Origin of the sequence: Paenibacillus silvae (assembly GCF_014639235.1) — a bacterium.
GTDB lineage: Bacteria > Bacillota > Bacilli > Paenibacillales > Paenibacillaceae > Paenibacillus > Paenibacillus silvae.
Genome location: NZ_BMFU01000003.1, coordinates 43,196 through 56,428, shown reverse-complemented (window position 1 = coordinate 56,428; position 13,233 = coordinate 43,196). Strand labels below are relative to the sequence as shown.

Genomic DNA, 13,233 nt, shown 5'->3' with positions numbered 1-13,233 from the left:
AGACCATTACGATGTTGCCGACAGAAGTTGCTTATTGCAAACCAGCCGGATGGAGCATCGTATTATTTTCTCTTCATGAGGGAGGCTTTTTACGATGAGTACGGTGGACCGTATCTTAGATAAAGCCCTTAGGGGCGAACGTTTGGACCTGGAAGACACGATTCAGTTATTTGAATCCGACGAAGTGGACAAAATCGGGGCAGCTGCCAATGTGATCATGAAGCGTATGCACCCTGAACCATACAGAACTTTTGTAATCGGGCGTAACGTTAACTACACGAATGTATGTGACGTATACTGCCGTTTTTGTGCTTTCTATCGCAGACCTGGTTCAGAAGAAGGGTATGTACTGCCTGATGAGGTCATTTTCCAGAAGATTCAGGAGACAGAGGACGTTAACGGCACCGAGATTCTGATGCAGGGAGGAACCAATCCGAATCTGCCATTCAGTTATTATACGGACCTGCTGAAAGCCATCAAGGAGCGTTTCCCGAATATCACGATGCACTCCTTCTCGCCAGCCGAGATTATGAAAATGGTGGAAGTATCCGATGGGCTTACGCTGGAAGAGGTTGTACGTGCCATTCACGAGGCTGGACTTGATTCTCTGCCTGGCGGCGGTGCTGAAATTCTGGATGACCGTACACGCCGCAAAATCAGCCGCCTGAAAGGCTCATGGCGTGACTGGATGGACGTGATGCAGACAGCTCACCGGATCGGGATGAATACAACAGCAACGATGGTTATCGGTCTCGGGGAATCCATGGAGGAGCGTGCACTGCATCTGATGCGTGTTCGTGACGCGCAGGATGAGTGCATTGCAAACAAGTATGATTCCGAAGGTTTCCTGGCCTTTATTCCGTGGACTTTCCAGCCGGATAACACAAACCTCAAGCTGGAGCGCCAAACCCCGGAAGAATATTTGAAAACTGTAGCGATCAGCCGTCTGGTGCTGGACAATATCAAAAACATTCAATCCTCCTGGGTAACGATGGGTCCCGAGATTGGTAAAAAATCGCTTGAATTCGGCTGCAACGACTTCGGCAGCACGATGATTGAGGAAAATGTGGTATCTTCCGCAGGCGCAACATACAAAGTAAACATTGAGTCTATTCTGCGTCTGATTCGCGAGTCCGGCTATATTCCGGCGCAGCGCAACACTCGTTATGAGATATTGCGTATGTTTGACGAAGAGAGCAGTGTGCCTAAAGATTTTGTAATGCAGAACTAATCTGATCTTATATTGCAAAAATAGGATTTTATAACCAAGGGACAAAGCAGGTTTACGCTGCTTTGTCCCTTTTTGGCGTGACAAATCATAATATGCAGATAGATTCCAGATAGATTGTAGATCATCATGCAGATCATTAAACAGTACATATTACGCAATTGACGATATGTTATATAGATTTTTAACTGATACAATGAAGGGACAGTTGTGTAGTAAAACCGCTGGGAGGAACGAAGGAATGAAAAAAAGAAAACTGGGAAAGACATCGCTGGACGTACCTGTTTTGAGTTTTGGGGCATCTTCGCTTGGTTCTGTATTTCGTGATATTGATCGCGATGAAGGCATTCGGACCGTTCATGCGGCTGTGGACGCAGGCATGAATTATATAGACGTTTCGCCGTATTATGGATTGACCAAGGCAGAGACGGTGCTTGGTGAGGCGATCCGCAGCTTGCCGCGCAGCTCATATACGTTATCCACCAAAGCTGGACGTTACGGTGAGAACGAGTTTGATTTTTCACGCAAACGTATTCTGGATAGTGTGCAGGAAAGCCTGGCTCGTCTGCATACCGATTATATCGATATTTTATTTCTGCATGATATTGAGTTTGTGGAGCCTGAAATTATTGTTGAAGAGGCTTTCCCCACGCTGCTGGACCTGAAAGAGAAAGGCATTATTCGTTATGCGGGTATCTGTGGCTTGCCGCTGCAGTTGTTCGAGCAGATGCTGCCGCAGGTCAATGCGGATGCGATTATCTCTTACTGTCATTATGCCTTGAATGATACGTCGCTGTTATCCCTTCTGCCTTTGCTGGAGGAAAAAGGGGTTGGACTTGTAAACGCTTCACCTCTCTCGATGGGATTGCTTAGCACACGCGGAACACCGGCATGGCACCCGGCGGGTGAACGGGTGAAGGAGCTCTGTCTGAAGGCTGCTCGCTTCTGCCAGGAGCAGGGGAGCGATATCGCCAAGCTGGCCGTGCAATTTTCCACAGCCAATGAACAGATTCCGACAACGCTGGTGAGCAGTGCAAGTCAGCGTAACATTATGAATAATGCGAGCTGGATTGAAGAGCCGATGGATCATCAGCTTTTGGAAGAGGTGCTGCGTATTTTGGCTCCGTTGAACAACGAAACGTGGTCAAGCGGGCTTGCGCGGTATAACACAAACATGAACACAACGTTGAATGCAACCAAGGAGGAACAGGCATGAGAGCTATCGTATGTGAAGAAATAGATCGTTTGGTGCTGAAAGAGCTGCCGCAGCCAGAAAGAGCTGAAGGAGAAGCGTTGGTCGCGATTCAGCGTATCGGCATCTGCGGTACAGATCTGCATGCGTACAAAGGCAATCAGCCGTTCTTTACGTATCCACGTGTGCTCGGTCATGAGCTGGCTGGCATTATCGAAGAGATTGGGCCGAATGAGGCAGGCTTGCAGCCTGGAGATCAAGTCAGCATTATCCCTTATCTGCACTGCGGACACTGTATCGCTTGTCGCTCAGGCAAGACAAATTGTTGTGCATCAATGCAGGTCATGGGAGTCCATGTTGATGGGGGCATGAGAGAACGCATTGCGGTACCTGTATCTCATCTGCTGAAGGCAGATGGTTTAACACTTGATGAGACAGCCATGGTGGAACCGCTTAGCATCGGGGCTCACGCCGTTCGCAGAGCCGCACTCCAGCCGGGAGAACGTGTAGTCGTCATTGGTGCAGGGCCTATCGGACTGGGTGTAATGGCTTTTGCCAAGCAGGCAGGTGCTTACGTTATTGCAGTAGATCGTAATCTGGACAGGCTGGAGCTTAGTCGAACCTGGGCCGGAGTAGACGAAACGGTACAAGCGGATGATCAGGCATTACAGCGCGTGTCCGAGATCACTGACGGAGACTATGCGACGGCTGTATTTGATGCGACAGGCAATGTTCATTCCATGAACGGCGCTATCCCCTACGTGGCACACGGCGGGCAGTTAATCTTTGTCGGTCTGGTTAAAGCAGACATCACGTTCCATGACCCGGAGTTTCATAAACGGGAGATGAGTATGCTGGGTAGTCGGAACGCAACACGTGAGGACTTTGAACTGGTGCTCTCCACGCTGCGCAGCAAAAAATTAAGTATGGATGGCTATGTTACACATCGTGCTGCATTTGATGAGCTGCCAACAGCAATAGAAGCCTGGTTGTTGCCCGAAACTCAAGTGGTGAAAGCTATTGTTGAATTATAATTTCTCATATAAATTTATATTTGCAGCAGGTTAAACAACAAAACGCTCTCTTCCCATGTGACGAGTATGGATATTAATCCATCTCCTCATCAGGGGAGAGAGCGTTTTGTTATAGTGCTTGTGTTTTTTCCACTCCGTACAATGTTACTTTTCTGGATTCGCTACAATGCCTGCATACGGATCAATATGGCGAACGATCGTTTTCAGCCAGATCATCTCCAGGAAATGCACTTCGTAATAAAGTGCCCCTGGAATCTGACCGATCCAGCCTGCTGCTCCAGCGATGGGGTAGGACTCCGCAGCAGGGAGGCTCTGAGGTTCCCTGCGAAGGCGCTTGCGCACAGCTTTTTCAACTTGAGTGCTTTGTGTCGTGAGAATGCATATGCTGCGTTTCGTGGAGAATCCCCGGAATGCAAGGTATACCATTTCATAGGCAATCAGATATGCGATGACAGAATACATGGCCTGATCCCAGCCAAAAACAACACCAGCAGCTGTCAGGATAATCAGGTTAAGCAGCATGATTATTTTTTCGATAAGCATCCGTTTCCCGCTAAAGACACGTTCAGGCGGCCGGGAGGACGGATCACCGATTTCCAGCGTATCCAGTGTCCCGCCATACCGAACGACCAGCCCGATTCCGAGCCCCAGACATAAACCGCCAAACATGGCAGCAGCCAAGGGATGCTCGACGAGCGGCGGCATGGGATGTAGCACAATGGCACCGATCGAAAAGACAACCAGACCCAGAACAGTAACCAGTACAAATTTTTTCTTCACAATTCTGTACGATAAAAATATAAACGGAACGTTGAATAGAAACAGGAATAATCCGATTTGAAGCTCAGTCCAATGTGCGAAAAGGGAAGAGATTCCCGTTATGCCGCCAATAATGATTTTATTGGGATGCAGAAACAATTCAAGTCCCACGGAGGCCAGAATCCCGCCAACAATGACCAGAAACAGGTTCAACCAGCGGTGAGAAGAGGATATGCTGGTCTTCTTGGCAGTGTGTGGCGCCGGATTAGCCGATATCAGAGGTGCTTTCACAGGTCATCCTCCTTATGTGCGGCTTTCGAGCCATTCTCCCTGGGGTGTTCACAGAAAGTTCGGCGTGCAGCCGCTTAGTTACTTGATTCGTTCAACTGTCTGCTCTGCACAGACACATGAAATTTATCCTTCTTTCTGCAGCACTTTAGGTTCCTCTTTCTTTTTGCGTGCATCTTTGAACTTAAATATTTTATTCAACAAATTAAATACATGTTTGGATTCCTTGGTTAGCAGTGGTCCAAGTATAGCTAGAATTAATACATATAGTGCAGCAAACGGCTGAAGCAATGGCAACAATCCGCCCGCTTTACCCATGTTTGCCATAATAATTGAAAATTCTCCACGAGATACAATGGTTAATCCGATATTAGCGGATGCCTTCGGTGACAGACCTGCGCTTCGCCCAGCCAGCATGCCTGCAAGGAAGTTACCGAACAATGTGATCACAACGGCAATCAATGCGAGCCATACGGCTTCACCACCCAGAGATAATGGGTCAATAGAGAGTCCGAAGCTGAAGAAAAAGATCGCTCCGAAGAAATCACGGAATGGCAGAATCAAATGTTCAATCCGTTTCGCATGCTCGGTTTCGGCAAGCACAAGGCCGACCAGCAAAGCACCGATCGCTTCAGCAACATGAATCGTTTCGGAGAAGCCGGCAACCAGGAACAATGCACCGAAAACAACAAGTGAAAATAATTCGTTGGAACGGATCTTGAGCAGTTTATTCAGGAGCGGTGTAGCTTTACGTCCGATAATGATAACAATCAGCATGAAGCCAAGAGCGATCAATGCAGACAGGATTACGCCTCCGATCGAGGATGAATCACTGAGTACAAGTCCGGACAGGATCGAAATATATACTGCGAGGAAGACGTCCTCAAACATAATAATGCCCAAAATCATTTCCGTTTCCGGATTCGCAGTTCGTTTCAGATCAACCAGCACCTTGGCGACAATTGCACTGGATGAGATCGTGGTAATTCCTGCAATTACAAGAGCTTCAGCTGCCGGGAAGCCGGAGGCGAAACCAAAGACTAATCCCAATGTAAAGTTAATCCCGATATAGATCGAGCCGCCGACTACAATGGAGCGGCCCGACTTGACCAGACGGCCTACAGAGAACTCAAGCCCCAGATAGAACAGGAGGAACAGGATACCGATACGGCCCATAAAATCGATAAACGGCTGACTTTCAATGAAACGGAAGTCCAGATGCCAGATTTGCATGGCATGTGGTCCGACGGCCATACCGATCAGAATATAAAACGGTACAACCGAAAATCTCAGTTTAGCGGATAAAAGGCCGGCTGCTGCAATGAGCACCAGTGCCAGACCTACTTCAAAGATCAAATGATCCATCGAGTTACCCCCTTCCCGTCAGGAGGAGGGACTTGAAAAGTTTCTGCTGGTTGCGTTCGCCAACGGCAACAACCGTTGAATCTGCGCTAATCACAACCTCCGGACCTGGGCTGATATGTTTTTTATGATTTTTCTCCACAACAGCAATGACTGTTGCGCCAGAGTTTTGACGTACATTCAATTCACCAATGGATTTGCCAATGCATCCAAATGAAGCTTCGATTTTGTACCACTCGATAATGAGGTCGTCAAACGTCACTTCAATATTCTCGAGCTGTTTTGGTTTATAAGTTAGTCCACCCACGATGGCTGCAATTTGTCTCGCTTCATTGTCGTCCAGCGTAATCATGGAAATGCTTTGGTCTGGATCTTCATATTCAAAATGATACATCTCCCGGCGTCCATCATCGTGAATAATGATAACGATTTTGTCACCGCTGCTTGTTTCAATCTGAAATTTCTTGCCGATTCCCGGCAAATCTGTTTCGCGTACATCCATGGATAGTATGCCTCCTTAGTGGTTGAGGCTGGCCATAGAAGGAAGGCTTGGCTTCCCGAGATCAGGTCATCTGCTGCTCAAGCGGAACATCAAATGGTGCGGGGAAACAGAGCCAGTAATTCCTGACGCAGCCGAATATATAATGTGAAAATGGATTGTTCTGCAAATTAAGGTACAGCAAAATAAGAGCTGCAATTGTGTGTTTCAGATGATCGTGTGTTTCCAATTTAACGTTCACATAAAGGGTTGTAGGTTATGCACGAGAACACCGTCTTATGGAAGAGGTGGCTCCATGCGCAGGCATCCGGTAAAATACGGCAAACAGGCGCTTATCGAGCGCTGGCGTATTTGGGTGCCATCGGAGTGAGGGATAAATACATACTGGTATACTTGATTGGCAGCAGAAATAATCTGCGCTTGAACAAACAATACCACGGTTTGAAAGACAGACCTGCAGTGGGAATTCGCAGCACAATGAAGAGTGCGAGGACAAGAAATACAGGCTTGGTTTGCGTTACAGCAGCAAGCTTGGACATGACTTGTGTATTTTTGCGAATGGCAGGTTTGTGCTGAACCTCGGGTATTTGAACCAGTACTTCGAGCACTTCTTTATTCGAAGTGGCTTCAACGGATACACCAACGGCAGATTCAGACTGCATTGGAATGGGGAAGCACAGCGCCTGAAAAACGCACAAAATGATAATAATCGCGTGATGAAGCAGTCTAAGATGTGGTCTCATTTTTGGCTTCCCTCCTTCCGTGAAACATACTGTTATAAAAATAATAACACATTTTTGTCTTAACTCCAAACCATTCATTGCGTGTTTTCAAAACGTTCAATTATATTGTCTTCGAAACACATCCATTCAAATATCCTTAAAAACATTGATTCTGTTACCCTCATCACAGGGTTAGAAGTAATCGAACCAAGTTCAACGGCTAGGATGATCCTCCTACAAATCCTCATTTTCAGCATGGAAAAATTCTAACGATTCGTAGAAACCTTATATGGAGTGTTTTCTCTACTTTAAAATTTTAACGATCTCAGGAAACCTTATTTCAAGGAATTCGCATGAAAACAGGACAGTTTCTTTGATTTTAAGTGGGATAAGACCTCTGGGAATCGTTACAATTCCAGAACGTTCAAAACCCGACAAGTAAGGTCATCTGAAATCGTTAAACTTACACTCACACTCAAATTATACCTGGGGTTCACAAGCATCTGCATGACTGTGGCTATGTCAATGAATATGTTCTCACCAACACCGGCATAACTGTCACACGTGTCTATCATTCTTACGGTGTAATTGGTTCTACCAAGCCGCCATAGAGCCATCTGTCCGTCTCTCTGTACCTCCGAAACCTGGAATACAAACGCTGCAGCGCAGAAAGGCAAAGACAGCCGTGCTTGATTCGTGAATAGTCGAAGGGGCCGGGACATCGGTTAGATGGTTACAGTCTTTATCTCCTAACCATTTTTTTATTGTCTCTACCTCCTCCTTTTATGCTGAGAAATCATGACACCCTTTCCATCAAACCGCTTCGTATATCCCTGTAGGCCTTGCCATATACTTTGAAGAGAAAGGAAAGGAGTGATTTGAATGGAACTGTTCGCAGTATGGACCGATGTGTCTGGACAGGTGGAGGCAGATCGCTTTTATCAGTGCATCAAGGAAAAGATCAAAGGTTTACATATAAGCAAAAGAGGTTTTCGGCTCAGCTTCAAATATAAAGACGGCAGAGCAGTCTGGATATGCAGGGGCAATGAAAATCACGAGCATTTTCAGCAGTGGCTTCCCCGAATAAGTGATCTGTTATCTTATGGCATTGCGGATTTTATTATGGAGACGTACGAACGAGCGATTGTAGAGGATATGATTGCCAAAACATGTTCGGTTATGGATGAGCACGAAGTGGAAAAGGTTCATCGGATCTGTATGCCGCTGCTGTTTAACGGTGATCTGGATCAGCCCGGCCTTCGTGAGCGACGCCGTGAAACACTGGCCAAAAGTTTGCGCCAGAATCTGGAGGAGGTTCACTTTTTTCCTTTGGAAGGTCTGATGAATTTTCGTATCCGTTCCTACAAGCAGGAGCTTCAGGAACTGGTGGAATACGCGCTGGATGAATTCTGGATGGATCGGCAGTACGAGGAGTTCATGGGCTTGCTTAAATACTTTGTATTTTTCCAGGAGGCAAAGGTTCCCTTGATCCATCTGATCCATAAAGACAAACATGAGTTCCAGGTGCTTGATGCAGGTTTTAATCTGCTGCCGGTCAAGAAGGATGAGCAGGTAGTCGTTGAGATGCCGGGCATCGAACTGGAGATGGATATTGAAGATATGATCGTGAGTACGCTTATTTCGATATCACCGGAAAAGGTCATGCTGCATACCAGCACACCGGAGCTGCCGATCATCTCCACGATATGCCAGATTTTCGAGGACAAGGTTGAAATATGCCATCAATGTCCCGAGTGTGAAGTGCTTCGGTCGGTATTGCTGACAGGTCTTGACGCAGGCGATCTCGGCAATTATAATAACTGTTGATCCGTGATTGGTTCACGGAAAGGTGCAATACAATGAACTTGATAAGCAAAAGCGATGACAAAGACAAGAGCCACATGCCTGATCGGTGCAGAGAGAGGAACCTGGGCTGAAATTTCCTCCGGATATCACATATGGTTTACCCCTTTGGAGCTGCAATTTTGAAAATAAAACCGGATTATTCCACCATCTCAGCAGATGGGCGTGTTTTGTGAGTAAGGATCTGCCGGGTCATGCCCGTTACCGACATGCCAATGAGGGCTGCATTCCTGCTACAGGAATAATCAGCTGAATTAGGGTGGAACCACGAGTATAACACTCGTCCCTTGACCGGGACGGGTGTTTTTGCGTTCCTGCCGTTATGCTGGGCATCGGGGGGCGCATTAGATAACTAAGTCCAAAATGAAAGACAATGAAGATGTACGATGTTTATTTTACAGGAGGATGAGACAAATGGCAGTTAACATTAAACTACCGGATGGTTCGGTACGTGAGTATGCGGATGGCAGCAGTATTGAGGATGTAGCTGCTTCGATCAGCAGCGGTCTTCGTAAAAATGCGGCAGCAGGCAAGCTGGATGGCATCGTGGTGGATTTATCTACTCCAATTCATGAAGGTGCACTGGTGGAGATTGTTACGCTGGACTCTCCGGAAGGTCTTGAAGTGATGCGTCACAGTACAGCACACTTGCTGGCTCAGGCGGTTAAACGCCTGTACGGAAACAAAGAGGTGCATCTGGGCGTAGGACCTGTCATTGAGGATGGCTTCTATTATGATATGGACCTTGAGCACCCGCTGAACCCGGAAGATTTGCAGAAGATCGAAAAGGAAATGGAACGCATCGTCAATGAAAATCTGCCTATCGTGCGCAAGGAAGTCAGCCGTGCGGAAGCCATCAACATCTTCAATGAAGTTGGAGACCCATACAAACTGGAGTTGATCAATGCTTTACCGGAGGATAGTGTAATTACGATCTATGAGCAAGGCGAGTTTTTCGACTTGTGCCGTGGACCGCACGTGCCATCGACAAGCAAAATTAAAGTGTTCAAGCTGATGAATGTAGCTGGTGCTTACTGGCGTGGAGACAGCAAAAACAAAATGCTGCAGCGTGTATACGGTACGGCTTTTGTGAAAAAAGCACAGCTGGACGAGCATCTACACTTCCTGGAGGAAGCGCGTAAACGTGATCACCGCAAACTGGGTAAAGAGCTTGAAATGTTCACTTTCTCCCAGCTTGTAGGACAAGGACTGCCGATCTGGCTGCCGAATGGTGCCAAGCTGCGCCGTACCTTGGAGCGTTACATTGTGGATCTGGAGGAAAGTCTTGGGTATCAACACGTATATACGCCGGTTCTGGGTAATGTCGAGCTGTACAAAACCTCCGGTCACTGGGAGCACTACCAGGAAGATATGTTCCCGAAAATGATCATGGATAACGAGGAACTGGTTCTTCGTCCGATGAACTGTCCTCACCATATGATGGTGTACAAATCCAACATGCACAGCTACCGTGATCTGCCAATCCGTATCGCAGAACTCGGGATGATGCATCGTTATGAGATGTCAGGTGCGTTAACAGGTCTGCATCGTGTCCGTGCGATGACATTGAATGATTCTCATATCTTCGCACGTCCAGATCAGATCAAGGAAGAGTTCGCTCGTGTCATTGAGCTGATCCAGACGGTGTATAAAGACTTCGGTATTCACGAATATCGCTTCCGCCTGTCTTACCGTGATCCGCAAGACACCGAGAAATACTTCCAGAACGACGAGATGTGGGAAATGTCCCAGCGCATGCTGCGTGAAGTTGTGGAAGAGCTGGATCTTCCGTTCTATGAGGCCGAAGGCGAAGCGGCATTCTATGGTCCGAAGCTTGACGTACAGATCAAAACAGCACTCGGTAAAGAAGAAACATTGTCTACGGTTCAACTGGACTTCCTGCTGCCTGAGCGCTTCGAGCTTGAGTATGTTGGTGATGATGGACAGAAGCATCGTCCAGTCGTTATTCACCGCGGGGTAATCAGTACAATGGAGCGTTTCACTGCATTTTTGCTGGAGAACTTCGCAGGTGCATTCCCGCTGTGGTTGTCTCCTGTTCAAGCCAAAGTCATTCCGGTATCCGGCAACTATGACGAGTATGCGCGTGAAGTTGAAGCGAAGCTGAAACGTGCAGGCATCTCGGCCGAAGCGGATCTTCGCAACGAGAAGCTGGGTTACAAAATCCGTGAAGCGCAGCTGGAGAAAATGCCATACATGTTCGTTGTGGGTGAGAACGAGAAAAATGCAGCATCGGTATCCGTTCGTAAACGCGGAGAAGGTGATCTGGGTATGAAGCTGGTGGACGAGATCGTTGCCCAGTTGAAAGAGGAAATTGCTTCAAGACAAGTTTAATGTCTTGTGAAAGCCGTCTGAGAAGCAGGGAAGCACCCCTGCGTGTATCAGACGGTTTTTTGATGTGTAATCATGCGCTGTATATGAGGCAAGGTATAGAATACATGTTTTTTGGTAACCCTTTGCAAGTGAGGGGGAGGTTATACCATGAACATGAAAAAGTATGTTTCAAATGTGAATGAAAACAAGTTCATCATCATGTGCTGCTTTATCTTTGCTGGGATTTTGATGAGTTTCAATCAGGCCCAGGCCTATATATTTGAAGAGGAAAGTACGATCCTGCATGTACATCCAATCAAAACGGATGAAGATCATGAAGTGAGCCGAGTTGCGGCATTGGAGCGACCATCCAGGTTAGACCAGGCTCAACCGCTGTATACGGACGAGGCCCAATTAACGACTTTAGCATATATGGCTTTGATGTGGTCGCCGCAGCCGATTGTGCTTCCAAAACCCGAGCTTCAGGCGAAACGAGTGGTTGACCCGGTTGATCCGGGCATGCCAGTGCTTGCCCCGCGTTCGGAACAAATTTTGGGAACTAAAAAGGTGACTGCAACGGGATATACAGCAGGTGTTGAATCTACAGGCAAAACACCGAAGCATCCTCAATACGGCATCACATATTCAGGTGTAAAGGTACGTCGAGACAAGGAAACGGTCTCCACGATCGCTGCTGATCCGAAGCTGTTTCCGATGGGCTCCATTCTGTATATTCCCGGTTACGGTTATGGAATTGTTGCAGATACCGGCTCGGCAATCAAAGGAAACAAAATCGATCTGTACTTTCCAACCACAAAGCAGGTATACAAGGAATGGGGAAAAAAGGATGTTGAGGTTCAGGTGATCAAGCAAGGCGCCGGGAAATGTACGGAGGAAATGCTTAAAGAGCTGTCCAAAGCCATTGATGTCTACAAAACCGTTCCGGATTCCTGGCTTGATAAGGCCATCTGATATGGAATGTGTTGCCTGAATAACAGCAAGCCGCTCTTCACATAATATTGACTGGGGACGAACCCCGCGCTGCCATCTGCAGTGTAAATATGAAGAGAGAGGTGATTCGTTGTGGCAAAGAAATTCCAAGGGTCTCAAACGCCTAACGAGAAGTATGATGCTGAGTTTGGTCAGGAGAATGGAAGTGCTGCTTCTAAAGTGAAGCAAGCTGCTCAAAGCAAAGTGCAAGATAATTACAAAACACCTGATGAAAAATATAATGCCGAGTTTGGTGTGGAAAACACAGGTCAAACAGGCCGCGCAGGCAAAATGAAAAAATAAGTTTTGCCATTCACCTATTGGGATGAAGTGCATAACAAATAACAGTATGCAGCAGAAAATATCTATGAAACGCAAAATGGAGTAGGCATAACACCCTGGGGCAGCAGCTCCGGGGTGTTTCTCTGTATTCTTTTGCATTATTGAGTATTAGAAAGTTGAACTAAAGAATGTACACAATCCACTCCAATATGCTCATCAATTCCGGCATTAGTCGTCAAAATCGTGCATCGCTCATGGCAAGTGCAAGTCTGCACTGCCACCTTCTACCGCGAGCGCTAACGATCAGGAGAAGCCTTATTTCGGCATATTCGGGCTTTGGAAAATTCTAACGATCCCCAGAGACGCTATTCTGCTGAAACCAGCTTGATCAGGCTCATTTTTCAGGATTCCAATGGAATAAGCTTCCTGGAAATCGTTAGAATTCAAATGTCCCCGATTCAGGGGAAAATAAGCTCTAGGGGGATCGTTAGCATTCCCTCTTCGACTTAAACAGCCTGCCAAGGCCGGTATTTTTGCCCCATTACAACGCGCTTTGTCGATCATTAACCGTTCATCGGTATAATGTCGTTTCTTTAGTTCAATTTATATAGAATAATAATATATTTTACATAATATTCCTCGACACTCGGTCTCGGGACTGAGACAACTTCAACCTGTCGGCG

Annotated in this window: 11 protein-coding genes; 7 read left to right on the top strand and 4 right to left on the bottom strand. The window is 46.9% G+C overall.

Translation table 11 applies throughout. The annotated features are described in order from the left end of the window. The first annotated feature begins 94 nt into the window (after positions 1–94). The 3 genes from mqnC to IEW26_RS10905 all read left to right on the top strand — a co-directional run bounded on the left by mqnC (position 95) and on the right by IEW26_RS10905 (position 3,454). Complete coding sequence (mqnC, locus tag IEW26_RS10915) at positions 95–1,231, top strand: cyclic dehypoxanthinyl futalosine synthase (RefSeq protein WP_111272323.1); 1,137 nt, start codon at positions 95–97, stop codon at positions 1,229–1,231. Positions 1,232–1,469: 238 nt separating this feature from the next. Then, the gene (locus IEW26_RS10910; protein ID WP_188592453.1) at positions 1,470–2,444 is read left to right on the top strand and encodes an aldo/keto reductase; all 975 of its coding nucleotides are present in this window, start codon (positions 1,470–1,472) and stop codon (positions 2,442–2,444) included. Further along, entirely contained in the window at positions 2,441–3,454 is a 1,014-nt protein-coding gene (locus IEW26_RS10905; protein ID WP_188592452.1) for a zinc-binding alcohol dehydrogenase family protein, read from the top strand. The genes IEW26_RS10910 and IEW26_RS10905 overlap by 4 nt, the downstream gene beginning before the upstream one ends. Before the next feature lie 144 nt (positions 3,455–3,598). Here IEW26_RS10905 and IEW26_RS10900 read toward each other — a convergent pair whose 3' ends face one another. From IEW26_RS10900 to IEW26_RS10885, 4 genes are all read right to left on the bottom strand, one after another. Next, a complete protein-coding gene (locus tag IEW26_RS10900) occupies positions 3,599–4,504 on the bottom strand; it encodes a YitT family protein (protein ID WP_188592451.1) in 906 nt (301 codons plus the stop codon). 123 nt (positions 4,505–4,627) lie between these two features. Continuing rightward, positions 4,628–5,866 carry a cation:proton antiporter gene (locus IEW26_RS10895; RefSeq protein WP_110893929.1) on the bottom strand — a complete coding sequence of 413 codons (1,239 nt, stop codon included), beginning with the start codon at positions 5,864–5,866 and terminating at the stop codon, positions 4,628–4,630. 4 nt (positions 5,867–5,870) lie between these two features. Further along, positions 5,871–6,365 carry a cation:proton antiporter regulatory subunit gene (locus IEW26_RS10890; protein WP_110893927.1) on the bottom strand — a complete coding sequence of 165 codons (495 nt, stop codon included), beginning with the start codon at positions 6,363–6,365 and terminating at the stop codon, positions 5,871–5,873. A gap of 329 nt (positions 6,366–6,694) precedes the next feature. Further along, positions 6,695–7,105, bottom strand: coding sequence for a hypothetical protein (locus tag IEW26_RS10885; protein ID WP_111272319.1), 411 nt, complete (start codon positions 7,103–7,105; stop codon positions 6,695–6,697). An 861-nt stretch (positions 7,106–7,966) separates the two neighbouring features. Here IEW26_RS10885 and IEW26_RS10880 point away from each other — a divergent pair. The 4 genes from IEW26_RS10880 (at position 7,967) to IEW26_RS10865 (ending at position 12,571) form a co-directional block, all read left to right on the top strand. Further along, complete coding sequence (locus IEW26_RS10880; protein ID WP_145403073.1) at positions 7,967–8,911, top strand: putative sporulation protein YtxC; 945 nt, start codon at positions 7,967–7,969, stop codon at positions 8,909–8,911. 450 nt (positions 8,912–9,361) lie between these two features. Beyond that, positions 9,362–11,299: a threonine--tRNA ligase gene (thrS, locus tag IEW26_RS10875; RefSeq protein ID WP_188592450.1), complete on the top strand. Its 1,938-nt coding sequence runs from the start codon at positions 9,362–9,364 to the stop codon at positions 11,297–11,299. A 411-nt stretch (positions 11,300–11,710) separates the two neighbouring features. Beyond that, complete coding sequence (locus tag IEW26_RS30625; protein ID WP_145403787.1) at positions 11,711–12,250, top strand: 3D domain-containing protein; 540 nt, start codon at positions 11,711–11,713, stop codon at positions 12,248–12,250. 111 nt (positions 12,251–12,361) lie between these two features. Continuing rightward, positions 12,362–12,571, top strand: a complete 210-nt coding sequence (locus IEW26_RS10865; protein ID WP_145403071.1) for a hypothetical protein — start codon at positions 12,362–12,364, stop codon at positions 12,569–12,571. The last annotated feature ends 662 nt before the right edge of the window (positions 12,572–13,233 follow it).

Excerpts from the sequence above, each read along its gene's own strand:
- IEW26_RS30625 (WP_145403787.1), top strand. The coding sequence starts at position 11,711 with ATGGCTTTGATGTGGTCGCCGCAGCCGATTGTGCTTCCAAAACCCGAG.
- IEW26_RS10885 (WP_111272319.1), bottom strand. The coding sequence starts at position 7,105 with ATGAGACCACATCTTAGACTGCTTCATCACGCGATTATTATCATTTTG.
- thrS (WP_188592450.1), top strand. The coding sequence starts at position 9,362 with ATGGCAGTTAACATTAAACTACCGGATGGTTCGGTACGTGAGTATGCG.
- IEW26_RS10905 (WP_188592452.1), top strand. The coding sequence starts at position 2,441 with ATGAGAGCTATCGTATGTGAAGAAATAGATCGTTTGGTGCTGAAAGAG.
- IEW26_RS10895 (WP_110893929.1), bottom strand. The coding sequence starts at position 5,866 with ATGGATCATTTGATCTTTGAAGTAGGTCTGGCACTGGTGCTCATTGCA.
- IEW26_RS10890 (WP_110893927.1), bottom strand. The coding sequence starts at position 6,365 with ATGGATGTACGCGAAACAGATTTGCCGGGAATCGGCAAGAAATTTCAG.
- mqnC (WP_111272323.1), top strand. The coding sequence starts at position 95 with ATGAGTACGGTGGACCGTATCTTAGATAAAGCCCTTAGGGGCGAACGT.
- IEW26_RS10910 (WP_188592453.1), top strand. The coding sequence starts at position 1,470 with ATGAAAAAAAGAAAACTGGGAAAGACATCGCTGGACGTACCTGTTTTG.
- IEW26_RS10880 (WP_145403073.1), top strand. The coding sequence starts at position 7,967 with ATGGAACTGTTCGCAGTATGGACCGATGTGTCTGGACAGGTGGAGGCA.